The following is a 24,854-nucleotide window of genomic DNA, read 5'->3' on the forward strand; positions in this document are numbered from 1 at the left end:
GTCACGCAGGTAAGCCTTACCTGACCGGGGAATTGTGATCATCGAGGCCCGGTCCGGGGGCGGGTGTGAGCCCTCTTAGACTCAGCCGCATGCATAGCGAACCAGCGGTCCAGGTCACCGGCCTGGTGAAGCGGTACGGCGCCAAGACCGCTGTGGACGGGCTCGACCTGACCATCGCGCGGGGCAGTGTCACCGCGGTGCTCGGGCCGAACGGCGCCGGGAAGACCACCACCATCGAGACCTGCGAGGGATACCGCCGCCCGGACGCCGGGACGGTCCGGGTGCTGGGCCTCGACCCGGTCACCGAGGCGGCCGCGCTGCGGCCCCGGATCGGCGTGATGCTGCAGTCCGGCGGCGTCTACGCCGGGGCCCGCGCGGTCGAGATGCTCCGGCACACCGCCAAGCTGCACGCCCACCCGCTGGACGTGGACGCGCTGGTCGGGCGGCTGGGCCTCGGCTCCTGCGGCCGGACGACCTACCGGCGGCTCTCCGGCGGGCAGCAGCAGCGGCTGGCGCTGGCGATGGCCGTGGTCGGCCGCCCCGAGCTGGTCTTCCTGGACGAGCCCACCGGCGGGCTCGACCCGCAGGCCCGCCGGGCCACCTGGGAGCTGGTCCGCGACCTGCGCCGGGACGGCGTGACCGTGGTGCTGACCACCCATCACCTGGACGAGGCCGAGGAGCTGGCCGACCGGGTGGCGGTCGTGGACGCCGGCAAGGTGATCGCGGACGGCACCGTGGAGGAGCTCTGCCGCGGCGGCTCCGAGTCCGCCCTGCACTTCGAGGCCCCGGCCGGCCTCGACCTCGGCGGCCTGCGCAAGGCCCTGCCGGACGGCGCCCACGCCACCGAGACCTCCCCGGGCTCCTACCGGGTGGAGGCCCCGCTCGACCCGGCGCTGCCCGCCGCCGTGACCGCCTGGTGCGCCTCGGTGGGCGTGCTGCCCGAGCGGCTGACGGTGCGTCGGCGCAGCCTCGAAGACGTCTTCCTCGAACTGACCGGACGGGAACTGCGATGACCACCTACGAGCCGATGCCGGGCGCCGCCCCGGTCGGGCGGATGCTGCTGGCGCAGACCGCGTTCGAGACGAAGATGCTGCTGCGCAACGGCGAGCAGCTGCTGCTCACCGTGGTCATCCCGACCGTGCTGCTGGTGCTGTTCTCCGCCGTGGACGTGGTGGACGTGGAGGGCCCGGGCAAGCGGGTGGACTTCCTGGCTCCGGGCCTGCTGGCGCTCGCGGTGATGTCCACCGCCTTCACCGGCCAGGCCATCGCCACCGGCTTCGAGCGGCGCTACGGGGTGCTCAAGCGGCTCGGCGCCAGCCCGCTGCCGCGCTGGGCGCTGATGGCCGCCAAGACCGGCTGCGTGCTGGTCACCGAGGTGCTCCAGGTGGCCCTGCTCTCGGTGATCGCGCTGGCACTCGGCTGGTCCCCGCAGGGGAACCCGCTCGCGGTGGCCGCCCTGCTGCTGCTCGGCACCGCCGCCTTCTCCGGCCTCGGCCTGCTGATGGCCGGCACGCTGCGCGCGGAGGCCACCCTGGCGGCGGCCAACCTGGTCTTCGTCCTGCTGCTGCTGGCCGGCGGGGTGGTCGTCCCGCTGGCGAAGTTCCCCGAGGCCGTCCGGCCGGTGCTGGAGCTGCTGCCGATCAGCGCGCTCTCGGACGGGCTGCGCGGGGTGCTCCAGCACGGCGCCGGGATGCCCTGGGCGGACCTGGGCATCCTCGGCGCCTGGGCGGTGCTGGGGCTGGGCCTGGCGGCCCGCTTCTTCCGCTGGGAGTGACCGGCTAGCGCGAGCGGCGGCGTCCGACCAGGACCAGGGCGCCGCCGACCAGCAGCACGCCCGCGCCGGCCAGCGCGATCGGGACGGCGCTGCTGCCGCCGCCGGTCTCGGCCAGCTGCGGGGCGCTCGGCTTGGGGCTGGGCTTCTTGGACGGCGTCGCGCTGGGCGTGGCGGTCGGGGTCGGGGTGGCGCTCGGGGTGGGCGTCGGGGTCGGCGTGGGCGTCGGGGTGGGCTTCGGGCAGGGGGCGCTGGTCGCCGTCTTGATGACCGGGGCCTTGGGGTCCGCGTCGGTGGTCACCGTGAGGGTGACGGTGAGGTCCTCGGTGTGCGCCGCGACCGGGAACTCCTTGCTGTACTCGGTGGAGAACTTCTCCTCCGTCACGACGGCCTTGCCGCCGATCTCCAGCGAGACCCGGTTGGTGAACTGCTCGCCGTAGCCGGACAGCCGGACGCTGACCTTGTCGCAGCCGACCGTCCACTCCACCCCGCGCTCCGCCGTCGCGGCCGTCGCACTCCCGGTCAGCAGCAGCGGGGCCAGAACCCCCGCCGCCAGTACCGCGCCGAACACCCCACGCTGCCGTGCCATCCGCTGTTCCCTCCCGAACGACCTTGTCCGGCAAGGGCCTTGACTCCCCGCACGGACCTTCGAGCGGACTCTACCGGCGGACGGGCACGCCGTCGGCGGCCTTGGCGAAAAAAGCACGCACCCGCCGTTCGGTCCCGAACGGCGGGTGCGTGCTGTGCGGACGGTGCGTCAGGCGCGGCGGCCCGCCCGGCGGCGGGTCGCCACCACGACGGCGGCGCCGGCGCCGACGATCACCACGCCGCCGATGGTCAGCGGCAGCAGGCCGCTGGCACCGGTGAAGGCCAGGCCGCCCCCGGGCGAGGAGGGCGAGGCGCTCGGCGCGGTGCCGCCCGGGGTGCTCGCGGTCGCGGACGGGGTGCCGCTGGTGGAGCCCGAGGGGGTGCCGGAGCCGCTGGGCTTCGGGGAGGTGCTGCCGCCCGGGGTGCTCGGCGACGGGGAGGCGGACGGGCTGCCCGAGGTGCTCGCGGACGGCGACGGGGAGGCCGAGGGGCTCGGCGACGGGCTGCCCGAGGGAGTGACCGGGGGGACCACCGGCAGGCAGCCGGTGAAGGGGTAGTGGTGGGTCTCCGCGCCGCCGGTGCCGACCAGCGACTTGGCGATGACGGAGCCGTTGACCGGGCCGCCCTTGCCGAGGTCGAAGTGGGCGTTCGGGGCGAGCACGCTGCCCGGCCAGGCGTTGCCGCTGTTCTTGGTGACCTTGGTGGCGGTCGGGAAGTTCCAGAGCAGCTTCTCGCGGACGGCACCGCCGGCGAAGCTCTGCAGCTTGTCGTCCAGCATGCCGTTGAGGAAGAAGCCGGTGGTGGCGGCCTTGGCCTGGTCGTAGGAGCCGCCGGTCACCGTGATGACGGTGACGGCGCCGACCGGAACGGTCAGGAAGACCTCCTTGGCCTTCTCCAACTGCTCGGCGGAGACCGAGAAGTGGTTGAGCTTCTGGTCGGTGCCGGTGAGGCGCAGCGCGTTGCCGTCGGTCACGGCCTTGCCGTTGGCGGGCGCGGCGGCCAGCTGGGTCGAGGCGGCCCGCAGCTTGGTGAACTCGGCGGCGAAGTCGATCGGGGACGGGCCCTTGGCGATCTTGCCCTGGTGCGCCTCCAGCTTGCCCGTCAGGGTGCCGCCGTAGACGCCGTTGCCCTTCATGACCTGGACGTTGCCGGAGACGTTCCCGGCCACCACGAAGGCGTTCTTGCCGGGGAGCTTGTCGACCTGGGCGGCGGTCAGCTCGTTGCCGACCGAGAAGGTGCCGCTGAAGTTGCCGCCGACCGCGACCGCGCCCTCGGCGTCGGGGCTGTGCGAGTCGTCGCCCTCGATGAACTCGCCGTAGAGGTTGGCGACACCGAGGCCGGCGCACTGCTCCCCGTTCGGGGTGGCGGTGGCCACCGGGGCCGTCAGGGCGGTGAGGGCGAGGGAGCTGCCGAGCAGGAGAGCGGCGGCGGGGACGGATATGCGCATGTGCAGGTACTCCGCGGTGGGTGCGGCCAAGGTGAGGGAGGTCAAGGCGCACTCTGTCGAGCGGGTGTACCAAAGGTCAAGACCAATGACCGGTTTGGAATCTTTGTCCGGAAAAAGAAAAACTGACGGCCCGTCGGGTGTCCGACGGGCCGTCAGCGGCCTAGCTCAGCGCGGTCAGGCGCGGTGCGCGGCCTTGCGGCGACGGCTGATCACCAGCGCCGCGCCGCCGGCCACCAGGACGGTGCCGATGGTGGCGGTGGTCAGCAGACCGGTGGTGCCGGTGAAGGCGAGCGAGTCGCCGGGGGCGCCCGGGGTGGCCGAGGCGCCCGGGGCGACGACCGCCGGGGAGGAGGAGCCGGCCGACGGCGAGACCGAACCGGACGGGCTCACCGAGGTGGACGGCGAGGCCGAACCGGACGGGCTCACCGAGGTGGACGGCGACGGCGACGGCGAGGTCGAACCGGACGGGGACGGCGACGGCGAGGTCGAGCCCGACGGGGACGGCGACGGCGACGGCTTCGGCGAGTTGGACGGCGAAGGCGACGGCGAGGGCGACGGCTTGCTGGTGGCCGGGCAGGTGTGCGACAGGTTGAACCAGCTCACCTCGCCGCCCTTGACCGTGGCGGACGCGGAGACCAGCTTGGCGCCCGCGGCCGAGGCCACGTACGCGTGCTTGTTGGTCGGCGGGCCGAAGGTGGTGACGACCTTCTCGCCACCGGGCTCGAACTTCACGGTGAGCTTGACGAAGTCCGTGCTGTTGCCCGGGAGGACGAAGTGCCAGCCGTCCTGGGTCGGGCCGACGCCCGCGCACTCGGCTTCCTTGTTCCCGTAGCCGGAGGCCGTGATCGGGAGGTCCTTCTCCTGGTGGAGCGGGATGTTGTACGTGCTGCCGCCGGAGGCGAACGCCGGGCCGGCGGTCGGCAGGGCGAGCAGCCCGGTGGCGGCCACCAGGGCAGCCGCACGGAGCGGGGAGGTTATGCGCATGGGTTACCAATTCGCTGTGGCGTGACGGAGCGCAAAGGCCCCGAAATGGTGGCTCAGCCTGCTGGATTGTGCTATCAGCGGTCAAGCTGCGGAACGGCTCCCCAGACAACGATCCGGACACGCCCACCGGGGCAAGGGCACTCCCCCCACGAACGACCGCACACGGTGGGCCCGGCACCCGGATGCGGGTGCGGCCCGTAAGGCCGCTTACAGTGATTGACGTGCTTACTCCCTCCGCCCTGCTCGCCGAGCGCTGGCACCCGACCGCCGAGACCGTCCGCCGGGCCGCGCTGGCCGCCCTGGTGATGAGCGTGGTCATCGTGGTGACCGGCGGCGCCGTCCGGCTGACCGCCTCCGGGCTGGGCTGCTCGACCTGGCCGCGCTGCACCGACGAGAGCCTGACGCCCACCGCCGAGATGGGCGTGCACGGGGTCATCGAGTTCACCAACCGGATGCTCACCTACGTGCTCTGCGCGGCGGTCGCCTGGGTCACCCTGGCCGCCCGCTGCACCGAGCCCTGGCGACGGAGCGTCAGCAAGCTGGGCTGGCTGCAGTTCTGGCTGGTGATGAGCAACGCGGTGCTCGGCGGCATCACCGTGCTGACCGGCCTCAACCCCTACATCGTCGGCGCGCACCTGATCGCCGCGATGGGCCTGGTCTGGGTCGCGGTGCTGACCTGGGAGCGGGCCAAGGAGGGCGACGGGGAGCCGGAGCTCCTGGTGCCCCGCCCGGTCCGGCAGCTGGCCGACGTGCTGGTGGTGGCGATGGGCCTGCTGGTCGCGGCCGGCACCCTGGTCACCGGCGCGGGCCACCACCCCGGCGCCTCCAGCTCGGACGGCAAGCCGGTCGCCCGGATCCCGGTCGACTACGACCGGCTCGCCCAACTGCACACCGACTTCGTCTTCCTGGCCCTCGGCCTGACCATCGCGGTGATCTTCACGCTGGCCGCGGTCAAGGCCCCGCAGGCCGCCCGCCGCCGGGCCGTCGAGCTGCTGGTGCTGCTGCTCGCCCAGGGCCTGATCGGCTTCGTCCAGTACTTCACCGACGCCCCGGAGGTCCTGGTCGGCCTGCACATGTTCGGCGCCGCGCTGGTCTGGATCGCCGCGCTGCGGGTGCCGCTCTCGCTGCGCCGCCGCCCGGTGGTGGCCGTCCCCGCCCAGGCTCCCGCCAAGGCGCTGCAGGACGCCTGACGACACGTCGAGAGGCCCGGACCCCCACAGCGGGTCCGGGCCTCTCGACGTACGCTCCGTCAGCCGCCCAGCTGGACGCCCGCCATGCGCTTCCACTCGTAGCTGCCGGTGCGCACCTTGAGGGCCAGCTCGCCCTCGAAGTCCTCGTGCAGCTTCACGCCGGCCAGCTCGGCGGCGCGCAGGCCGACGGCCTGGCTGGGCGCGACCTGGTCGCCCCAGGAACCGTCCGCACCGACCAGCACGATCCGGGTGGCGATGCCGCTGACGTGCTCGACCACGCCCTCGACGGAGCCGCCGTGCTGCTTGGCGAAGCTCTGGATGTTCTTGGCGATGCGCTTGGCACGGCGCTCGGCGCGGGCGTCCGGCGCGGCGGTGGTGGCGGTCTCTGCGCTGCTCATGGACCGCATGCTACCGACGGGTAGTCGATCTGGCGACGGAAGCGGCGTGTGCGGCCCGACACACCGGCGGAGTGCATAGGCTGGCCGGGTGACCTTCCAAGGCTGGCCCGCCGAGGCCTTCGAGTTCTACGAGCAGCTGGAGACCGACAACTCCAAGTCCTTCTGGCAGGCCCACAAGGCCCGCTACGAGCAGGACGTCCGCGCCCCGATGCTCGCCCTGCTGGACGCGCTGGAGCCCGAGTTCGGGCCCGGCAAGGTGTTCCGGCCGTTCCGGGACGTCCGGTTCAGCAAGGACAAGACCCCGTACAAGACCCACATCGGCGGCTGGCTGGACAGCGGCGGCTACATCCAGCTCTCCGCCGACCACCTGGCCTGCGGCAACGGGATGTACCGCCTCGCCACCGACCAACTCGCCCGCTACCGGGCCGCGGTGGCCGAGGACGTCAGCGGCGCCGAGCTGGAGCGGGTGATCGCGGCCGTCGAGGCCCACCCGGGCATCGCGGTGCACGGGCAGGAGCCGCTGAGGACCGCCCCGCGCGGCTTCACCAAGGACCACCCGAGGATCGGGCTGCTGCGCAACAAAGGCCTGGTCGCCTGGCGCGAGTGGGAGCCCGCCGCCTGGATGGGCACCCCGGAGGCGGCGGAGACGATCGCGGAGTTCATCCGCGCGACCCAGCCCCTGATGGCCTGGCTCGACGACCACGTCGGCCCCACCGAACTCCCCGGCCGCTGACACGCGAGAGGCCCCCTGCCGGAGCATGGGGCCTCTCTGACGTCGGATCAGCCGATGAACGGGTCCACGGCGATGACCACGAAGAGCAGGGTCAGGTAGGTGATCGACCAGTGGAACAGCCGCATCTCCTTCAGCTTCGCCCCGACCACCCCGGCCTTGGCCCGGGCGTGCAGCCCGTGCGCCTCCTTCAGCCAGAAGGCACCGAGCACCGCCGCCGAGACGGGGTACAGCCAGCTGGTGTGCGCCAGCGGCCAGAGCAGCATCGACACGCCGACCATCACCCAGGAGTAGGCGACGATCTGACGGGCCACCGCGAGGTTGCCCTTGAGCACCGGCAGCATCGGCACGCCGGCCTTGGCGTAGTCCTCCCGGACCTTCATCGACAGCGGCCAGTAGTGCGGCGGCGTCCAGAAGAAGATGACCAGGAAGAGCACCAGCGCCGACCAGGACAGCGAGTCGGTCACCGCCGCCCAGCCGACGAAGACCGGCATGCAGCCGGCGATGCCGCCCCAGACGATGTTCTGCGCGGTGCGCCGCTTCAGGCCCAGCGTGTAGACGAAGACGTAGAAGAGGAGCGCGGCCAGTGCCAGCCCGGAGGCTAGCGGGTTGACCAGCAGCCAGAGCCAGGCGGTGGAGAGCACGGCCAGCGAGATGCCGAAGACCAGTGCCTCGCGCGGCGAGACCATGCCGGTCACCAGCGGGCGGCGCTCGGTCCGGGACATCACGGCGTCGATGTCCCGGTCGATGTACATGTTGAGCGCGTTGGCGCCGCCGGCGGAGAGGTACCCGCCGACCACCACCCAGACGACCAGCAGCGGATCGGGCACGCCGCGCTGTGCCAGGAACATCACCGGCACGGTGGTGATCAGCAGCAGTTCGATGATCCGGGGCTTCGTCAGCGCGACGAACGCCCCGACGCGGGCCCCGAACGGCCTGCGGGCAGGGGAAGTCCCCAGCACCCCGGCAGGACGGGATTCAACGGCGGTCACGGACACCCCAACTCACGGTGAATCTTCACAGGCGTCCCCGGAACCAGAACGTGCCGAATCCGTCCGCACTGCGCGTACCACGCCACCTTAGACGCTCCATATACCGGGACCGGCGCCGGGGTCCTCCGGCGAGGCGGAACCGCACACCGCCGGGTGAATCGTGGCAAAGCGGCCGGGTCCCCCGTCCTGCCCGTCTGACGGGCCGTCGGCGGCGCCCGGGGGGAAGGCGGGGCGTGCGCAGGTGACACGGTCCACGGGAATCACGGGAGGTACGTCCGGGATGTCCTGCCACGCAGGGTGAAGGCCCGCCCGGGCGGTAGGCTCGCACAGAGAAGCGGGATCAACCCTCCGTGACCGGAACCGACGAGACGTCAGGTCCACAGCGCCGTGGCCGGCCCGGTCCCTCACGGGGTCACTCTTCACATGGAAGGAGCCCTGAGAAAGGGTGAGCACCACGCCGAACGCATTCGAGTGGACCGAGCTGGACCAGCGGACCGTCGACACCGCCCGAGTCCTGGCCATGGACGCCGTCCAGAAGGTCGGCAACGGGCACCCGGGGACGGCCATGTCGCTGGCCCCCGCCGCGTACGTGATCTTCCAGCGCTTCCTGCGCCACGACCCGACCGACCCCGCGTGGGCCGGCCGCGACCGCTTCGTGCTCTCCCCCGGGCACACCTCGCTGACGCTCTACACCCAGCTCTACCTGTCGGGTTACGGGCTCTCGCTGGACGACCTGAAGGCCTTCCGGGTCGCGGGCAGCCGCACCCCGGGCCACCCGGAGCACGGCCACACCGCCGGGGTCGAGACCACCACCGGCCCGCTGGGCCAGGGCATCGCCAACGCGGTGGGCATGGCGATGGCCGCCCGCTACGAGCGCGGCCTGTTCGACCCGGAGGCGGCCGCGGGCACCTCCCCGTTCGACCACACCATCTGGGCCATCGTCAGCGACGGCGACCTGGAGGAGGGCATCTCGGCCGAGGCCTCCTCCCTGGCGGGCCACCAGAAGCTGGGCAACCTGGTCGCGCTGTACGACGACAACCACATCTCGATCGAGGGCGACACCGAGACCGCCTTCTCCGAGGACGTGCTCGCGCGCTACGAGGCGTACGGCTGGCACGTGCAGCGGATCACCCAGAAGGCCGACGGCGACGTGGACGTCCACGCGCTGGCCGCCGCGCTGGCCGCCGCCAAGGCCGAGACCGAGCGCCCGTCGATCATCGCGATGCGCACCATCATCGCCTGGCCGGCCCCGGACGCCCAGAACACCGCCAAGGCGCACGGCTCCGCGCTCGGCGACGCCGAGATCGCCGCCACCAAGAAGGTGCTGGGCTTCGACCCGACCAAGACCTTCGAGGTCTCGGAGACCGTGATCAACCACGCCCGCGAGGTCGTCCAGCGCGGCAAGGCCGGCCGGGCCGAGTGGGAGAAGTCGTTCCACGCCTGGCGCGAGGCCAACCCGGAGCGGGCCGCCGAGTTCGACCGGATCTCGGGCGGCGAACTGCCGGACGGCTGGGAGAAGGCCGTCCCGGTCTTCGAGGCCGGCAAGGAGGTCGCCACCCGCAAGGCCTCCGGCGACACCCTCAAGGCGCTCGGCGCGGTCATCCCCGAGCTCTGGGGCGGCTCGGCCGACCTGGCCGAGTCCAACCTGACCACGATCGACGAGCACAGCTCCTTCCTGCCGGAGGGGAACCCGCTCAAGTCGGCCTCCCCGTACGGCCGGACGATCCACTTCGGGATCCGCGAGCACGCCATGGGCTCGACCATGAACGGCATCGCGCTGCACGGGAAGACCCGCGTCTTCGGCGGCACCTTCCTGGTCTTCGCCGACTACATGCGCCCGGCGGTCCGCCTGGCCGCGCTGATGAAGCTGCCGGTCACCTACGTCTGGACGCACGACTCGATCGGCCTCGGCGAGGACGGCCCGACCCACCAGCCGGTGGAGCACCTGGCCTCGCTGCGCGCCATCCCGGGCCTGGCCATGGTCCGCCCGGCCGACGCCAACGAGACCGCCGTCGCCTGGCGCACCGTGCTGGAGCGCCAGACCAGCCACCCCGGCCCGGTCGGCCTGGCCCTCACCCGCCAGAACGTGCCCACCTGGGACCGCGAGGTCTTCGGCTCCGCCGAGGGCACCGCCAAGGGCGGCTACGTGCTGGCCGAGGCCTCCGACGCGGCGCCCAAGGTGATCCTGATCGCCACCGGCTCCGAGGTGCAGCTCGCGGTCACCGCCCGCGAGGAGCTGGAGGCCGACGGCATCCCGACCCGGGTCGTCTCGATGCCCTCGATCGAGTGGTTCAACGAGCAGGACCAGGCCTACCGGGACAGCGTGCTGCCGCCGAACGTCAAGGCCCGGGTCTCGGTCGAGGCGGGCATCGCCCAGGGCTGGCGCGAGCTGGTCGGCGACGCCGGCCGGATCATCAGCCTGGAGCACTTCGGCGCCTCCGCCGACTACAAGGTCCTCTTCCGCGAGTTCGGCCTGACCGCCGACGCCGTGGCCAACGCCGCCCGCGCCTCGCTGCGCACCGTCGAGGCCGTCTCGCGCTAGTCGCACCCGGGGGTGGGTGCCCTCCACGGGCACCCACCCCTTCCTGACTTCTCATCAGAACAAAAGAGGAATGAGCACCATGACTGACGCACTGAAGCGCCTCAGCGACGAGGGCGTGGCGATCTGGCTGGACGACCTCAGCCGTGACCGGCTGAACTCCGGGAACCTGGCCGAGCTGGTGCAGAGCAAGCACGTGGTCGGCGTCACCACCAACCCGACCATCTTCCAGAAGGCCATCGGCGGCGGCAGCGCGGCCTACAACGGCCAGCTGCGCGACCTGGCGGTCCGCAAGGTCACCACCGACGAGGCGATCCGCATGATCACCACCTCGGACGTGCGCGACGCCGCCGACGTGCTGCGCCCGGTCTACGACGCCAGCAACGGCCGTGACGGCCGGGTCTCCATCGAGGTCGACCCGCGGCTGGCGCACGAGACCGCGGCCACCGTGGCCGAGGCCAAGCAGCTGTGGTGGCTGGTGGACCGCCCCAACGTGCTGATCAAGATCCCCGCCACCAAGGCCGGCCTGCCCGCCATCACCGAGGTGCTCGGCAAGGGCATCAGCGTCAACGTCACGCTGATCTTCTCGCTGGAGCGCTACCGCGCCGTGATGGACGCCTACCTGGCGGGTCTGGAGAAGGCCAAGGCCACCGGCCTGGACCTGTCGCAGATCGAGTCGGTCGCCTCCTTCTTCGTCTCCCGCGTGGACACCGAGATCGACAAGCGCCTGGACAAGATCGGCGGCGAGGCCAAGGAGCTGCGCTCCAAGGCCGCGCTGGCCAACGCCCGGCTCGCCTACCAGGCGTACGAGGAGGTGTTCGGCAGCGAGCGCTGGAAGGCGCTGGAGGCGGCCGGCGCCAAGCCGCAGCGTCCGCTCTGGGCCTCCACCGGCGTCAAGGACCCGAACCTCCCGGACACCCTGTACGTGACCGAGCTGGTCGCCCCGGGCACCGTCAACACCATGCCCGAGGCCACCCTGGACGCCACCGGCGACCACGGCGTGGTCACCGGCGACACCATCACCCCCAACTACGCCGACGCCAAGGCCGTGATGGACGCCATCGCCGCGGCCGGCGTGGACTACGACGACGTGGTCCAGGTGCTGGAGGACGAGGGCGTGCAGAAGTTCGAGCAGTCCTGGAACGAGCTGCTGGACACCGTCACCGCCTCGCTCGCCTCCTTCGCCGACGAGAACTGACACCCGCTCACACCGACGTTCACGAAGCGGAGTTCACCACCAGTGAGCACTGAAACCTTCCCCGACCTCTCCGGGGCCGAGGGCGAGCAGGGCGACCCCCCGCTCGTGCCCTCGAATCCGCTGCGTGACCCCGCAGACCGACGGCTCCCGCGCATCGCGGGGCCGTCGGGCCTGGTCATCTTCGGGGTCACCGGCGACCTGTCGCGCAAGAAGCTGATGCCGGCCATCTACGACCTGGCCAACCGCGGCCTGCTGCCGCCGGGCTTCTCGCTCGTCGGCTTCGCCCGCCGCGAGTGGGAGAACGAGGACTTCGCCAAGGAGGTCCACGACGCGGTCAAGCAGCACGCCCGCACCCCCTTCCGCGAGGAGGTCTGGCAGCAGCTGGCCAAGGGCATGCGCTTCGTGCAGGGCACCTTCGACGACGACGAGGCGTTCGAGACCCTGCGCAAGACCATCGCGGACCTGGACGAGGCGCAGGGCACCGGGGGCAACTTCGCCTTCTACCTGTCCGTCCCGCCCGGCGCCTTCCCGATCGTGGTCAAGCAGCTCAAGAAGCACGGGCTGGCCGACCCGCCGAAGGGCTCCTGGCGCCGCGCGGTGATCGAGAAGCCGTTCGGTCACGACCTGGCCAGCGCCCAGGAGCTGAACCGGATCGTCCACGAGGTCTTCCCCCGTGACGAGGTCTTCCGGATCGACCACTACCTCGGCAAGGAGACGGTCCAGAACATCCTGGCGCTCCGCTTCGCCAACTCGATGTTCGAGCCGATCTGGAACCGGTCCTACGTGGACCACGTGCAGATCACCATGGCCGAGGACATCGGCATCGGCGGCCGGGCCGGGTACTACGACGGCATCGGCTCCGCCCGCGACGTCATCCAGAACCACCTGCTCCAGCTGATGGCGCTCACCGCCATCGAGGAGCCGGCCTCCTTCCACCCCAAGGCGCTGGTCGCCGAGAAGCTCAAGGTGCTCAGCGCCGTCAAGCTCCCGGCCGACCTGGGCAACCACACCGTGCGCGGCCAGTACGCGGCCGGCTGGCAGGGCGGCGAGGAGGTGGTCGGCTACCTGGACGAGGACGGCATCGACCCCGAGTCCAAGACCGACACCTACGCGGCCATCAAGCTGGAGATCAACAACCGCCGCTGGGCCGGGGTGCCGTTCTACCTGCGCACCGGCAAGCGGCTGGGCCGCCGGGTCACCGAGATCGCGGTGGTCTTCCAGCGCGCCCCGTACCTGCCGTTCGACTCCTACGCGACCGAGGAGCTGGGGCAGAACGCCCTGGTCATCCGGGTCCAGCCGGACGAGGGCGTCACCGTGCGCTTCGGCTCCAAGGTGCCGGGCACCTCCTTCGAGGTCCGCGACGTCACGATGGACTTCGCCTACGGCGAGTCCTTCACCGAGTCGAGCCCTGAGGCGTACGAGCGGCTCATCCTGGACGTGCTGCTCGGCGACGCCAACCTCTTCCCGCGCCACCAGGAGGTCGAGCTCTCCTGGCAGATCCTCGACCCGATCGAGCAGTACTGGGACACCCACGGCAAGCCCGCCCAGTACGCCTCCGGCACCTGGGGCCCCGCTGAGGCGGACGAGATGCTCGCACGAGACGGCAGGAGCTGGCGCCGGCCATGAAGACCGACCTCACCAACACCACCTCCAGCAAGATCAACGCGGCGCTGATGGACGCCCGCCGGGAGAGCGGCTCCACTGCGGCCGGCATGGTCCTCACCCTGGTGATCGTGACCGACGAGGGCAGCGCGTACGACGCCCTCAAGGCCGCCAACGACGCCTCCCGCGAGCACCCCTCGCGCATCCTGGCCGTCATCAAGCGGGCCGGCCGCTCGCCGCGCGCCCGGGCCGAGACCCGGCTGGACGCCGAGATCCTGGTCGGCACCGACGCCGGCTCGGGCGAGACCGTCATCCTCCGGATGCACGGCGAACTCGCCTCGCACGCCCAGTCGGTGGTCCTCCCGCTGCTGCTGCCGGACGCCCCCGTGGTGCTCTGGTGGCCGGACAACGCCCCGCTGCACCCCGCCCAGGACCCGCTCGGCGCGCTGGCCCAGCGTCGGATCACCGACGCCGTCACCGCCGAGTCCCCGGTCGGCCAGCTGGCCCAGCGGGCCGCCAGCTACACCCCCGGCGACACCGACCTGGCCTGGACCCGGATCACCGGCTGGCGCTCCATGCTGGCCGCCGCGCTGGACCAGCGCCCGGTGACGATCACCTCCGCGGTGGTCGAGGGCGAGTCGTACAACCCGAGCGTCGAGCTGCTCGGCCTCTGGCTGACGACCCGTCTGCGGGTCCCGGTGGAGCGGGTGGTGACGGCCGGTCCGGGCATCACCTCGGTGACCCTGCGGACCGCGGACGGCGACATCGTCCTGGACCGCCCGGACGGCCTGATGGGCACCCTGTCGATGCCCGGTGCGCCGGACCGTCAGGTCGCCCTGAAGCGGCGGGAGACGGCCGAGCTGATCGCCGAGGAGCTGCGCCGGCTCGACCCGGACGACATCTACGCGGCCGCCGTGAAGACGCCGATCGAGCGCCTCAAGGAGCCCAGGTCGGAGCAGGTGACGGCTGCTCCGGTGGTCGAGGCCGCCGTCGCCGCCCCGCCCCGGGTCACCGCCCGGGTCGAGGAGGAGGCACCGGCCGCGACGGCTCCCGCGAAGAAGGCGCCCGCGAAGAGGACGGCCACCGCCAAGAAGGCCGCCCCGGCCAAGAAGGCGGCGCCGGCCAAGAAGACCGCCACCCGGAAGAAGGCCGGCTCGTGAGCACGGCCTCCACCCCCCAACTGGTGGTCCACGCCGACAAGGAGCTGATGGCCCAGGCCGCCGCGGCCCGGCTGATCACCCGGATCGTGGACGCCCAGGCCGCCCGCGGCACCGCCTCGGTGGTGCTCACCGGCGGCCGCAACGGCAACGCGCTGCTGGCCGCCATCGCCGCCTCCCCGGCCCGGGACGCGGTGGACTGGGCCCGGCTGGACATCTGGTGGGGCGACGAGCGCTACCTCCCCGCCGGGGACCCGGAGCGCAACGCCACCCAGGCCCGGGCCGAGCTGCTCGACGCCCTGCCGCTCGACCCGGCCCGGGTGCACGAGATGCCCGCCTCGGACGGCCCGGACGGTTCGGACGTGGAGTCCGCCGCCGCCCGGTACGCCGAGGAGCTGGCGAAGGCGGCCGGGCGCGGCGAGGTGCCCGAGTTCGACGTGCTGCTGCTCGGCGTCGGGCCGGACACCCACGTCGCCTCGCTCTTCCCCGAGCACCCCGGTGTGCGGGAGACCGAGCTGACCGTGGTCGGGGTCCGGGGCGCGCCCAAGCCCCCGCCCACCCGGGTCTCGCTGACCCTGCCCGCCATCCGCTCGGCCCGCGAGGTCTGGCTGCTGGCGGCCGGCGAGGACAAGGCCGGCGCCGTGGCGCTGGCCCTCTCCGGCCCGGGCGAGCTGCTGGCCCCGGCCTCGGCCGCGCGGGGCACCGTCCGCACCCTCTGGCTGCTGGACCGGGCGGCGGCGGCGAAGATCCCGCCGCAGCTGTACCCGCCGGCCTCGGCCTGAGAACGCGTCAGGGCCCGGCCTCCTTCGTGGAGGCCGGGCCCTGCTGCGTACCCGCTGTGGTTGACGCGTGCTCAGATCTCGCCGCGGAGCTTCGCCAGCGCCTCGGCCAGGATCGCCTCGCCGTCGGCGTCGGTGCGCCGCTCGCGGACGTAGGCGAGGTGGGTCTTGTAGGGCTCGTTGCGCGAGGGCGCGGGCGGGTTGTGCTCGTCCTGGCCGGCCGGGAAGCCGCAGCGCGGGCAGTCCCAGGTGTCCGGGATGACCGCCTCGGCGGCGAAGCTCGGCTTGGTCTCGTGCTTGTTCGCACACCAGAAGGAGATCCGGTTGCGGGGGGCGGACTCGCCGCGCTCCGCCTCGCCCATCGGGCCGGCGCCGACTCTGCTGCCACGGATGGCGTTGCCACTTGCCACGGTCTGACTCCCTGCGAAGGCTTACTGGTGCGTTGCGATCTCGGCCGCTGCCCGGGAAAGGGGCTGGAACGCCCACGCCCGGTGGCGAAGTCGTCCTAGTGTAAGCAGCGGTTAAGGATCTGTCCGCACCACTCCTGGCACTTCACCGCTTTCGAGCATAAGCCGCGATGCGACGTCGCGTCAGGAGTCCGGCGGGACCGGCAAGACCCGAAGTACGGTGTCAGCTCTTGTACTTGAGCACCAGGCCGAGCACCACGATGCTGGCGAACCAGCCGATGCCGACGATGATGGTGATCCGGTCGAGGTTGCGCTCGGCCACCGCGGAGCCGCCACCGGTGGACATCGCGCCACCACCGAACATGTCGGAGAGACCGCCGCCCTTGCCCTTGTGCAGCAGCACCAGGAGGACCATCAGCAGGCTGAAGACGATCAGGGCAATCGTGAACCCGAGAACCACAGCGGGACCAATCTCTCGTATCTTCGGCGAAGGGGCCGGGCCGCTGACGGCGGTCCCGGCCCCAAAGCCTACGTTGCTGGAGCGGCGTTAGCCTACTGCCTGCTCACGGTAGCGCACGATCTTGACGAACTCCTCGGCGTCCAGCGAGGCACCACCGATCAGCGCGCCGTCCACGTCGGGCTTGGCCATCAGGCCGGCCGCACTGGAGGACTTCACCGAACCGCCGTACAGCACGCGGACCTTGTCGGCCAGCTCGGCCGAGTACAGCTCGCCGAGGCGGACCCGGATCGCGGCGCAGACCTCCTGCGCGTCCTCCGGGGTGGCCACCTCGCCGGTGCCGATCGCCCAGACCGGCTCGTACGCGACCACGATCGACTCGGCGTCCGAGGCCGGGACGCCGTCCAGCGCACCGTCCAGCTGGGCCAGGGTGTACTCGACGTGGGTGCCGGCCTTGCGGATGTCCAGCGGCTCGCCGACGCAGAGGATCGGGGTGATCCCGTTCCGGTAGGCGGCCTTGACCTTGGCGTTGACGATCTCCTCGTTCTCGCCGTGGTACTGGCGGCGCTCCGAGTGGCCGATGGCCACGAAGGTGCACTTGAGCTTGGAGAGCATCGGGCCGGAGACCTCGCCGGTGTACGCACCGGAGTCGTGCGCCGAGAGGTCCTGGGCGCCGTACTTGATCTTCAGCTTGTCGCCGTCCACCAGGGTCTGCACGGAGCGCAGGTCGGTGAAGGGCACCAGGACGGCGACCTCGACGGCCTCGAAGTCCTTGTCGGCCAGCGAGAACGCCAGCTTCTGGGTGTGGTGGATGGCCTCGAAGTGGTCGAGGTTCATCTTCCAGTTGCCCGCCATCAGCGGGAGACGGTCCGTCATGTCTCAGTCCTCCAGGGCGGCGAGACCGGGGAGGGTCTTGCCCTCCAGGTACTCGAGGCTGGCGCCACCGCCGGTCGAAATGTGCCCGAACTCGTTCTCGTCGAAGCCCAGGATGCGGACGGCCGCGGCGGAGTCGCCGCCACCGACCACGGTGAACGCGTCGCTGTCCAGCAGTGCCTGCGCGACGGCCTTGGTGCCCTCGGCGAAGGCCGGGTGCTCGAAGACGCCGACCGGGCCGTTCCAGAACACGGTCTTGGCGTCGGCCAGCTTCTCGGCGAAGAGCTGCTGGGTCTTCGGGCCGATGTCCAGGCCCTCCTTGTCGGCGGGGATCCCGTCCGCGTCGACGACCTCGAAGTCCTCCACCGGCTTGTGGGTCTTGGTGTCCGGGAAGGTCGCCGAGATGGCCACGTCGACCGGCAGCACGAACTCGACGCCGTTGGCCCTGCCCCGCTCCAGGTACTCCAGGACGGTCGGGATCTGGTCCTTCTGCAGCAGCGAGATGCCGACCTCGTGGCCCAGGGCCGCGAGGAAGGTGTACGCCATGCCGCCGCCGATCAGGATGCGGTCGGCCTTGCCCAGCAGGTTGTCGATGACGCCGACCTTGTCGGAGACCTTGGAGCCGCCGAGCACCACCACGTACGGACGCTCGACCTCCTCGGTCAGGCGCTTGAGCACGCCGACCTCGGTGGCGATCAGGTCGCCGACCGCGTGCGGCAGGCGCTTGGGCAGGTCGTACACCGAGGCGTGCTTGCGGTGCACCGCACCGAAGCCGTCGCCCACGTAGAGGTCGGCCAGGGCGGCCAGCTCGTCGGCGAAGGCGCCGCGCTCGGCGTCGTCCTTGGCGGTCTCGCCGGCGTTGAAGCGCAGGTTCTCCAGCAGCGTGACCTCGCCGTCGCCCAGGGCGGCGACGGTGGCCTTCGCGCTCTCGCCCACGGTGTCGGTGGCGAAGGCCACCGGCTTGCCGAGGATCTCGCCGAGGCGGACGGCGACCGGGGCGAGCGAGAACTGCGGGTCGGGCTCGCCCTTGGGGCGGCCCAGGTGGGAAGCGACGATCACCTTGGCACCGGCCGCGACCAGCTTGGCGATGGTCGGGGCGACGGCGCGGATGCGGCCGTCGTCGGTGATGGCACCGTTGGACAGCGGCACGTTGAGGTCGGCGCGGACGAACACCCGCTGGCCGTTGACCTGGAGGTCTTCGATCTTCTTCACGGTGGACGGATCTCCTGGGAAGAGGAGGTGGAAGCGGCACGACGGCGGACCGCTCGGCAGTGGCTACCCGGGGGTCCCGACCCGGGTGAGGGACAGAGCAGGGACCCGAACGCGAGGCGTCCGGGCCCTTGCTCACATCACATCAGCTTCCGCTGGATCAGAGCTGGCCACCGACGAGGGTGGTGAGGTTGACCAGACGGTTCGAGTAACCCCACTCGTTGTCGTACCAGCCGAGCACCTTGACCTGGTTGCCCTGGACCATGGTGAGCTGGGAGTCGAAGATCGTGGAGAACGGCGAGTTCACGATGTCGGAGGAGACGATCGGGTCCTCGGTGTACTGCAGGATGCCCTTGAGGGAGCCCTCGGAGGCCTTCTGGAAGGCCTCGTTGACCTCCTCGATCGTGACGTCGCGCTCGAGGGTGACCACGAGGTCGGTGATCGAACCGGTCGGGACCGGGACGCGCAGCGAGGTGCCGTCCAGCTTGCCCTTCAGCTCGGGCAGGACCAGGGCGGTGGCCTTGGCGGCACCCGTCGAGGTCGGAATGATGTTGATGGACGCCGCGCGCGCACGACGCAGGTCCTTGTGCGGGAAGTCCAGGGTGACCTGGTCGTTGGTGAACGCGTGCACCGTGGTCATCAGGCCCTTGACGATGCCGAAGTTCTCGTGGAGGACCTTCGCCATCGGCGCCACGCAGTTGGTGGTGCAGGAGGCGTTGGAGATGACGGTGTGGTTCGCCGCGTCGTACTTCTCGTCGTTGACGCCCATGACGATGGTGACGTCCTCGTCGGTCGCCGGCGCCGAGATGATGACCTTCTTCGCACCCGCGGTGACGTGCTTCTTCGCAGCCTCCGCCTTGGTGAAGATGCCGGTGGACTCGATCACGATGTCCACGCCCAGCTCGCCCCACGGAAGGTTCGCCGGGTCACGCTCGGCGATCACCTTGAAGGTGTGGCCGTCGACGGTGATGCTGTCGGCGGTGTGCGACACCTCGGCCTGGAGGGTTCCGAGGATGGAGTCGTACTTGAGGAGGTGAGCGAGGGTCTTGGTGTCGGTCAGGTCGTTCACACCGACGATCTCGATGTCCGCGCCCTGGGACTTAACCGCACGGAAGAAGTTGCGGCCGATGCGGCCGAACCCGTTGATGCCTACCCGGATCGTCACGAACCGATCTCCTTATTGGGTAACGCCGGTCGCCCGACGATGGCGCCGGTTGCCCGACGCGATGGAAATGGGATGTCCCCGACCACCTATGACCCTACCCCTCCACGGCCTGCGTGGGCACATCGCCTCACCGCCGCAGGCCTGCCCTGACGGGCCCGTGGGACCTTCTCGTGCCCTACGTCCCGACCCCGCTGGGCAGTTGGGCCCGGGCCCTTCCGGCACCTGACGGGGCGTCGGGTGACACGAAGGCCGGTGTCCACGATGTGGACACCGGCCGTTCGGTGCGTGGGCCGTCTGAGACCCCGTCAGTTCATCGCCATCTCGTCGGTGAGGCTGGCCTCGGTGCTCGGCAGGCCGAGCTCGGAGGCGCGCTTGTCGGCCATCGCCAGCAGCCGGCGGATCCGGCCGGCCACCGCGTCCTTGGTGAGCGGCGGGTCGGCGAGCGCGCCGAGCTCCTCCAGCGAGGCCTGCTTGTGCTGCATCCGCAGCTGGCCGGCGGCCGCCAGGTGCTCGGGCACCTCCTCGCCGAGGATCTCCAGCGCGCGCTGCACCCGGGCGCCGGCCGCCACCGCGGCCCGGGCCGAGCGGCGCAGGTTGGCGTCGTCGAAGTTGGCCAGCCGGTTGGCGGTGGCGCGCACCTCGCGCCGCATCCGGCGCTCCTCCCAGGCCAGCACCGACTCGTGCGCGCCGAGCCGGGTGAGCAGCGCGCCGATCGCGTCGCCGTCCCGGATCACCACCCGGTCCACCCCGCGCACCTCGCGGGCCTTGGCCGGGATGCCCAGCCGGCGGGCCGCGCCGACCAGGGCGAGCGCCGCCTCGGAGCCGGGGCAGGTGATCTCCAGGGAGGAGGAGCGGCCCGGCTCGGTCAGCGAGCCGTGCGCCAGGAAGGCGCCGCGCCAGGCGGCCTCCGCGTCACAGGTCGCGCCCGAGACCACCGCCGGGGGCAGGCCCCGGATCGGGCGCCCGCGCCCGTCCACCAGCCCGGTCTGCCGGGCCAGCAACTCACCGTCCTTCACCACCCGCACCACGTACCGGCTGCCGCGGCGCAGCCCGCCGGGGGCCATCACCACCAGGTCCGAGGAGTGTCCGAAGATCTCCAACAGGTCCTTGCGCAGCCTGCGGGCCGCAATGCCGGTGTCCAGCTCCGCCTCGATCACGATCCGGCCGCTCACGATGTGGAGCCCGCCCGCGAACCGGAGGATCGCCGAGACCTCTGCCTTGCGGCAGCAGGCCCGGGTGACGGGGAGCCGGCTGATTTCGTCCTTGACCGCTGCCGTCATCGCCATGGGCCGATCCTTCCATGTGTCCGGAAAATCCGGTCGTACGCAGCCGCCAACAGCTCCCGGTCGTGTCGCGGCGTGCCGTCCGCGGCGGCGACCCGGTCGAGCACCAGTGCGGCACCCATCCGTCCGGCGGCCTTCTCCAGTCCGGCCAGGTCCGCCTGGCCGAAGGCGCCGCCGGTGACGGCGCGCTCGTCGACAAGGATCGCATCCACCGAGAGCCCCGGAGCGTGGTCGGCGAAGACCTCCAGGTGGCGCTGCGGGGTGAAGCCCTCGGTCTCGCCCGGCTGCGGGGCCAGGTTGAGGGTGAGCAGGCGGCGGGCCCGGGTCTCGGAGAGCGCCGCGGCCAGCTCCGGGACCAGCAGGTGCGGCAGCACGCTGGTGAACCAGGAGCCGGGGCCGAGCACCACCCAGTCCGCGTCCAGCACCGCCTTGACCGCCTCCGGGACGGCCGGGGGCTCCTCGGGCAGCAGCCGGATCGACTCCACCGTGCCGGGGGTGACGGCCACGTGGGCCTGGCCGCGGACGGCGGTCAGCTCGGCGGGGCGGGCCGGGTCGTGCCCGCGCACGTCGGCCTCGATGTCCAGCGGCACCGCCGACATCGGCAGCACCCGGCCCTGCACGTTGAGCAGCTTGCCGACCCACTCCAGGGCGGCCACCGGATCGCCGAGCTTCTCCCAGAGGGCGACGATCAGCAGGTTGCCCACCGCGTGGCCGCCCAGCTCGCCGTCCCCGGTGAAGCGCTGCTGGATCACCTCGGACCAGGTCCGGCCCCACTCGTCGTCCCCGCAGAGCGCGGCCAGCGCCTTGCGCAGGTCGCCCGGCGGGAGCACGCCCAGCTCGGCCCGGAGCCGGCCGCTGGAGCCCCCGTCGTCGGCGACGGTGACCACGGCGGTCAGCTCGGTGGTGAGCCGGCGCAGCGCGGAGAGCGAGGCGGACAGCCCCTGGCCACCACCGAGCGCGGTGATTCTGGGCGCACGCCGCTGTCGTGCCGGTGCCTGCCCCGCCACCGAGTGCCCCACCACTGCCACGCCGACCCCAGTCCGTCGTTCCACCATGTCTGTACGAGCGACAGCGGAGCCGGATCCGTCACTCCCCGGTGGTGGGACTCCCCAGCATCACCTCGGCGACGGTCACTCCCGGCCCATGTCGCGGTGGACCAGCACCGTCTCGACGCCGTCCGCGATCAGACGCTTCGTCAGACGCTCGGACATCGCCACGCTGCGATGCTTCCCACCGGTGCAGCCTACGGCAAGGGTCATGTACCGCTTGCCCTCCCGGCGGTAGCCCTCCGTGACGATCTTGAGGAGCTCGGCGTAGCCGTTGAGGAACTCGTTCGACCCCGGCTGCTGGAAGACGTAGTCGGCCACGTCCGGGTCGGTGCCGGTGCGGGCCCGCAGCTCGGGGACCCAGTGCGGGTTCGGCAGGAAGCGGCAGTCCACCACCAGGTCGGCGTCGACCGGCAGGCCGTACTTGAAGCCGAAGGACATCACGGTGGCGCGCAGCTCGGGCTCGTCGTGGTCGGCGAACTGGGCGTCCAGCTTGGCGCGGAGCTGGTGGACGTTCAGGTCGGAGGTGTCGATCACCAGGTCGGCCTCGCCGCGCAGCTCGCGCAGCAGGTCGCGCTCGCGCTCGATGCCGTCCACGATCCGCCCGTCGGCCTGCAGCGGGTGCGGGCGGCGGACCGACTCGAAGCGGCGGACCAGGGCGTCCTCGGAGGACTCCAGGAAGACCACCCGGAGCCGGACCCCGCGCTTCTCCAGCTCCTCCAGCGAGGTGAGCAGGTCGTCGAAGAACTTCCGCCCGCGGACGTCCACCACCACGCCGATCCGGGGCACCGCGCCCTGGGAACGGGCGCCGAGGTCCACCATGGTCGGGATGAGGGCCGGGGGGAGGTTGTCCACCACGAACCAGCCCAGGTCCTCCAGGCACTTGGCGGCGGTGCTCCGCCCCGCTCCGGACATGCCGGAGATGATCACCAGCTCGGGGGAGTTCTCTCCGCCACCCGTCTTCTGGGTGGTGCCCCCGTGGTCTGCCGCAGTCACTTCTGGTCCCCGCTCTCGGTACTGCCGTACTCGCTGCTGTCGTCCATGCTGTCGTCAATGATCTCGCCGGTGGCGGTGTTCACCGCCGGAGCGGCCGGTGTACGGACGGCCAACGCCGCCACAACAGTCTCCGCCGTGCGCCTGCCGATGCCCGGCACCTCGCAGATCTCCGCCACGGTGGCGGCCCGCAGCTTCTTCAACGAGCCGAAGTGCTTGAGCAGCGCCTGGCGGCGAGTCTCGCCGAGGCCGGGGACGGAGTCCAGCTCCCCCGCCGTGAGCCGCTTGGCACGCTTGGTCCGCTGGTAGGAGATGGCGAAGCGGTGCGCCTCGTCGCGGACCCGCTGGAGCAGGTAGAGGCCCTCGCTGGAGCGCGGCAGCACCACCGGGTCGTCCTCCCCCGGCAGCCAGACCTCCTCCAGCCGCTTGGCCAGCCCGCAGACCGCCACGTCGTCGATGCCCAGCTCCTCCAACGCCCGCTGCGCGGCGGCCACCTGGGGCTGCCCGCCGTCGACCACCACCAGCTGCGGCGGGTAGGCGAAGCGCTTGGGGCGGCCGTCCTCGGTGCGCGGGCCCGCCACCGGCTCCTCCTCCTCGGGAACCGCCCACTCCCCCGTCTGCTCGCGCTCCTGGAGGTAGCGGCGGAACCGACGGGTGATCACCTCGTGCATCGAGCGGACGTCGTCCTGGCCCTCGAAGCCCTTGATCTGGAAGCGCCGGTACTCGCTCTTGCGGACCAGGCCGTCCTCGAAGACCACCATCGAGGCCACCACGTCCTGGCCCTGGAGGTGGGAGATGTCGAAGCACTCGATGCGCAGCGGCACCGAGTCCAGCTCCAGTGCCTCGGCGATCTCCTGGAGCGCCCGGCTACGGGTCGTCAGGTCCGAGGCGCGCTTGGTCTTGTGCAGCACCAGCGACTGCTGGGCGTTCTTCCGCACGGTGGCCATCAGGTCCTTCTTGTCCCCGCGCTGGGGCACCCGCAGGTCCACCTGGCTGCCGCGCAGGCCGGTCAGCCACTCCTGCACCGGCCCGACCGGCTCGGGCAGCGCGGGCACCAGCACCTCGCGCGGCACCGTCTCCGAGCCGCCGCCGTAGAGCTGCTGGAGCGCGTGCTCCACCAGGCCCGCGGTGTCCACGTCCTCGACCTTGTCGGTGACCCAGCCGCGCTGGCCGCGGACCCGGCCGCCGCGGACGTGGAAGATCTGGACGGCGGCCTCCAGCTCGTCCTCGGCCAGCGCCAGCAGGTCGGCGTCGGTGCCGTCGCCGAGCACCACCGCGTTCTTCTCCATCGCGCGCTGGAGCGCGCCGAGGTCGTCGCGCAGCCGGGCGGCCTTCTCGTACTCCATCGCGGCGGCCGCGTCCCGCATCTCCTGCTCCAGCCGGCGCAGGTGGTTGCCCGTCCGGCCGGCCATGAAGTCGCAGAACTCCTCGGCCAGTTCGGCGTGGTCCTCGGCGGAGATCCGGCCGACGCAGGGGGCCGCGCACTTGCCGATGTAGCCGAGCAGGCAGGGGCGGCCGATCTGCTTCGCCCGCTTGAACACCCCGTTGGAGCACGTCCGCACCGGGAAGACCCGGAGCATCAGGTCGACCGTCTCGCGGATCGCCCAGGCGTGGCCGTAGGGCCCGAAGTACCGCACGCCCTTCTTGTGCGCCCCGCGCATCACCTGGACCCGCGGGTACTCCTCGTTCAGCGTGACCGCGAGCTCCGGATAGCTCTTGTCGTCGCGGTACTTGACGTTGAACCGGGGGTCGAACTCCTTGATCCAGGAGTACTCCAGCTGCAGCGCCTCGACCTCGGTGGCCACCACCGTCCACTCCACCGAGGCGGCCGTGGTGACCATCGTCGCGGTGCGCGGGTGCAGGTTGGCCACGTCCTGGAAGTACGAGGAGAGCCGGGGCCGCAGGCTCTTGGCCTTCCCCACGTAGATGACCCGGCCGTGCCCGTCACGGAACTTGTACACACCGGGCGAGGTCGGGATGGCCCCGGGGGCGGGCCGGTACGTGGAGGGGTCTGCCATAGTCCCCTACCGTACCGACCCGGACCGA

General features: G+C 71.7%; 23 protein-coding genes. 9 read left to right on the forward strand and 14 right to left on the reverse strand.

Features of this window, described 5'->3' with window-relative positions:
* The first annotated feature begins 89 nt into the window (after positions 1-89).
* Positions 90-1,013: an ABC transporter ATP-binding protein gene (locus ACIA8O_RS32155; protein WP_396297531.1), complete on the forward strand. Its 924-nt coding sequence runs from the start codon at positions 90-92 to the stop codon at positions 1,011-1,013.
* Positions 1,010-1,774 carry an ABC transporter permease gene (locus tag ACIA8O_RS32160; RefSeq protein ID WP_396297532.1) on the forward strand — a complete coding sequence of 255 codons (765 nt, stop codon included), beginning with the start codon at positions 1,010-1,012 and terminating at the stop codon, positions 1,772-1,774. The genes ACIA8O_RS32155 and ACIA8O_RS32160 overlap by 4 nt, the downstream gene beginning before the upstream one ends.
* Before the next feature lie 4 nt (positions 1,775-1,778).
* On the opposite strand, the gene ACIA8O_RS32165 is transcribed toward ACIA8O_RS32160, so the two are convergent.
* The 3 genes from ACIA8O_RS32165 to ACIA8O_RS32175 form a co-directional block, all read right to left on the reverse strand.
* A complete protein-coding gene (locus ACIA8O_RS32165; protein ID WP_396297533.1) occupies positions 1,779-2,360 on the reverse strand; it encodes an LPXTG cell wall anchor domain-containing protein in 582 nt (193 codons plus the stop codon).
* A gap of 168 nt (positions 2,361-2,528) precedes the next feature.
* Complete coding sequence (locus ACIA8O_RS32170) at positions 2,529-3,851, reverse strand: choice-of-anchor A family protein (RefSeq protein ID WP_396297534.1); 1,323 nt, start codon at positions 3,849-3,851, stop codon at positions 2,529-2,531.
* A gap of 129 nt (positions 3,852-3,980) precedes the next feature.
* On the reverse strand, positions 3,981-4,790 hold the full coding sequence (locus ACIA8O_RS32175) for a hypothetical protein (protein WP_396297535.1): 810 nt from the start codon (positions 4,788-4,790) through the stop codon (positions 3,981-3,983).
* Positions 4,791-4,972: 182 nt separating this feature from the next.
* Between ACIA8O_RS32175 and ACIA8O_RS32180 the strand changes: the two genes are divergently transcribed.
* Positions 4,973-5,980 (forward strand): heme A synthase, encoded by a 1,008-nt coding sequence (locus ACIA8O_RS32180; protein ID WP_396297536.1) that lies wholly within the window; start codon positions 4,973-4,975, stop codon positions 5,978-5,980.
* Positions 5,981-6,039: 59 nt separating this feature from the next.
* Here the strand turns inward: ACIA8O_RS32180 and ACIA8O_RS32185 are convergent, their stop codons facing one another.
* Positions 6,040-6,378, reverse strand: a complete 339-nt coding sequence (locus ACIA8O_RS32185) for a hypothetical protein (RefSeq protein ID WP_396297537.1) — start codon at positions 6,376-6,378, stop codon at positions 6,040-6,042.
* An 88-nt stretch (positions 6,379-6,466) separates the two neighbouring features.
* Here ACIA8O_RS32185 and ACIA8O_RS32190 point away from each other — a divergent pair, with 88 nt between their 5' ends.
* Positions 6,467-7,111 carry a DUF2461 domain-containing protein gene (locus ACIA8O_RS32190; RefSeq protein WP_396297538.1) on the forward strand — a complete coding sequence of 215 codons (645 nt, stop codon included), beginning with the start codon at positions 6,467-6,469 and terminating at the stop codon, positions 7,109-7,111.
* A 47-nt stretch (positions 7,112-7,158) separates the two neighbouring features.
* Here the strand turns inward: ACIA8O_RS32190 and ACIA8O_RS32195 are convergent, their stop codons facing one another.
* Positions 7,159-8,100, reverse strand: coding sequence for a heme o synthase (locus tag ACIA8O_RS32195; RefSeq protein WP_396297539.1), 942 nt, complete (start codon positions 8,098-8,100; stop codon positions 7,159-7,161).
* 445 nt (positions 8,101-8,545) lie between these two features.
* Between ACIA8O_RS32195 and tkt the strand changes: the two genes are divergently transcribed.
* From tkt to pgl, 5 genes are all read left to right on the forward strand, one after another.
* Complete coding sequence (gene tkt / locus ACIA8O_RS32200) at positions 8,546-10,642, forward strand: transketolase (RefSeq protein ID WP_396297540.1); 2,097 nt, start codon at positions 8,546-8,548, stop codon at positions 10,640-10,642.
* 79 nt (positions 10,643-10,721) lie between these two features.
* On the forward strand, positions 10,722-11,837 hold the full coding sequence (gene tal, locus ACIA8O_RS32205) for a transaldolase (RefSeq protein ID WP_396297541.1): 1,116 nt from the start codon (positions 10,722-10,724) through the stop codon (positions 11,835-11,837).
* 105 nt (positions 11,838-11,942) lie between these two features.
* Positions 11,943-13,463 (forward strand): glucose-6-phosphate dehydrogenase, encoded by a 1,521-nt coding sequence (gene zwf / locus ACIA8O_RS32210; RefSeq protein WP_396297667.1) that lies wholly within the window; start codon positions 11,943-11,945, stop codon positions 13,461-13,463.
* Complete coding sequence (opcA, locus tag ACIA8O_RS32215) at positions 13,460-14,599, forward strand: glucose-6-phosphate dehydrogenase assembly protein OpcA (RefSeq protein WP_396297542.1); 1,140 nt, start codon at positions 13,460-13,462, stop codon at positions 14,597-14,599. Before zwf ends, opcA begins: the two co-directional genes overlap by 4 nt.
* A gap of 47 nt (positions 14,600-14,646) precedes the next feature.
* Positions 14,647-15,378: a 6-phosphogluconolactonase gene (pgl, locus tag ACIA8O_RS32220; protein ID WP_396297668.1), complete on the forward strand. Its 732-nt coding sequence runs from the start codon at positions 14,647-14,649 to the stop codon at positions 15,376-15,378.
* A 71-nt stretch (positions 15,379-15,449) separates the two neighbouring features.
* Here pgl and ACIA8O_RS32225 read toward each other — a convergent pair whose 3' ends face one another.
* The 9 genes from ACIA8O_RS32225 to uvrC all read right to left on the reverse strand — a co-directional run bounded on the left by ACIA8O_RS32225 (position 15,450) and on the right by uvrC (position 24,826).
* Positions 15,450-15,785, reverse strand: coding sequence for an RNA polymerase-binding protein RbpA (locus ACIA8O_RS32225; RefSeq protein WP_082598926.1), 336 nt, complete (start codon positions 15,783-15,785; stop codon positions 15,450-15,452).
* Positions 15,786-16,005: 220 nt separating this feature from the next.
* On the reverse strand, positions 16,006-16,242 hold the full coding sequence (secG, locus tag ACIA8O_RS32230; protein ID WP_396297543.1) for a preprotein translocase subunit SecG: 237 nt from the start codon (positions 16,240-16,242) through the stop codon (positions 16,006-16,008).
* An 87-nt stretch (positions 16,243-16,329) separates the two neighbouring features.
* Positions 16,330-17,115, reverse strand: a complete 786-nt coding sequence (gene tpiA / locus ACIA8O_RS32235) for a triose-phosphate isomerase (RefSeq protein WP_396297544.1) — start codon at positions 17,113-17,115, stop codon at positions 16,330-16,332.
* A gap of 3 nt (positions 17,116-17,118) precedes the next feature.
* Positions 17,119-18,324 carry a phosphoglycerate kinase gene (locus ACIA8O_RS32240; RefSeq protein ID WP_396297545.1) on the reverse strand — a complete coding sequence of 402 codons (1,206 nt, stop codon included), beginning with the start codon at positions 18,322-18,324 and terminating at the stop codon, positions 17,119-17,121.
* 157 nt (positions 18,325-18,481) lie between these two features.
* On the reverse strand, positions 18,482-19,486 hold the full coding sequence (gap, locus tag ACIA8O_RS32245) for a type I glyceraldehyde-3-phosphate dehydrogenase (RefSeq protein WP_396297546.1): 1,005 nt from the start codon (positions 19,484-19,486) through the stop codon (positions 18,482-18,484).
* A gap of 305 nt (positions 19,487-19,791) precedes the next feature.
* A complete protein-coding gene (gene whiA / locus ACIA8O_RS32250; protein WP_345288653.1) occupies positions 19,792-20,772 on the reverse strand; it encodes a DNA-binding protein WhiA in 981 nt (326 codons plus the stop codon).
* Positions 20,763-21,824: a uridine diphosphate-N-acetylglucosamine-binding protein YvcK gene (gene yvcK / locus ACIA8O_RS32255; RefSeq protein ID WP_396297547.1), complete on the reverse strand. Its 1,062-nt coding sequence runs from the start codon at positions 21,822-21,824 to the stop codon at positions 20,763-20,765. Before yvcK ends, whiA begins: the two co-directional genes overlap by 10 nt.
* Before the next feature lie 75 nt (positions 21,825-21,899).
* Positions 21,900-22,811, reverse strand: coding sequence for an RNase adapter RapZ (rapZ, locus tag ACIA8O_RS32260; protein ID WP_345288651.1), 912 nt, complete (start codon positions 22,809-22,811; stop codon positions 21,900-21,902).
* Entirely contained in the window at positions 22,808-24,826 is a 2,019-nt protein-coding gene (uvrC, locus tag ACIA8O_RS32265; protein WP_396297548.1) for an excinuclease ABC subunit UvrC, read from the reverse strand. The genes rapZ and uvrC overlap by 4 nt, the downstream gene beginning before the upstream one ends.
* Positions 24,827-24,854 lie beyond the last annotated feature (28 nt).

Origin of the sequence: Kitasatospora sp. NPDC051853 (genome assembly GCF_044452665.1) — a bacterium.
In the GTDB taxonomy this organism is placed as follows: Bacteria; Actinomycetota; Actinomycetes; order Streptomycetales; family Streptomycetaceae; genus Kitasatospora.

Coding starts and splice junctions, on each gene's coding strand:
- ACIA8O_RS32155 (WP_396297531.1), top strand. CDS start 90: ATGCATAGCGAACCAGCGGTCCAGGTCACCGGCCTGGTGAAGCGGTAC.
- ACIA8O_RS32160 (WP_396297532.1), top strand. CDS start 1,010: ATGACCACCTACGAGCCGATGCCGGGCGCCGCCCCGGTCGGGCGGATG.
- ACIA8O_RS32165 (WP_396297533.1), bottom strand. CDS start 2,360: ATGGCACGGCAGCGTGGGGTGTTCGGCGCGGTACTGGCGGCGGGGGTT.
- ACIA8O_RS32175 (WP_396297535.1), bottom strand. CDS start 4,790: ATGCGCATAACCTCCCCGCTCCGTGCGGCTGCCCTGGTGGCCGCCACC.
- ACIA8O_RS32180 (WP_396297536.1), top strand. CDS start 4,973: ATGCGGGTGCGGCCCGTAAGGCCGCTTACAGTGATTGACGTGCTTACT.
- ACIA8O_RS32185 (WP_396297537.1), bottom strand. CDS start 6,378: ATGAGCAGCGCAGAGACCGCCACCACCGCCGCGCCGGACGCCCGCGCC.
- tal (WP_396297541.1), top strand. CDS start 10,722: ATGACTGACGCACTGAAGCGCCTCAGCGACGAGGGCGTGGCGATCTGG.
- opcA (WP_396297542.1), top strand. CDS start 13,460: ATGAAGACCGACCTCACCAACACCACCTCCAGCAAGATCAACGCGGCG.
- pgl (WP_396297668.1), top strand. CDS start 14,647: ATGGCCCAGGCCGCCGCGGCCCGGCTGATCACCCGGATCGTGGACGCC.
- tpiA (WP_396297544.1), bottom strand. CDS start 17,115: ATGACGGACCGTCTCCCGCTGATGGCGGGCAACTGGAAGATGAACCTC.
- whiA (WP_345288653.1), bottom strand. CDS start 20,772: ATGGCGATGACGGCAGCGGTCAAGGACGAAATCAGCCGGCTCCCCGTC.
- yvcK (WP_396297547.1), bottom strand. CDS start 21,824: ATGGTGGAACGACGGACTGGGGTCGGCGTGGCAGTGGTGGGGCACTCG.
- uvrC (WP_396297548.1), bottom strand. CDS start 24,826: ATGGCAGACCCCTCCACGTACCGGCCCGCCCCCGGGGCCATCCCGACC.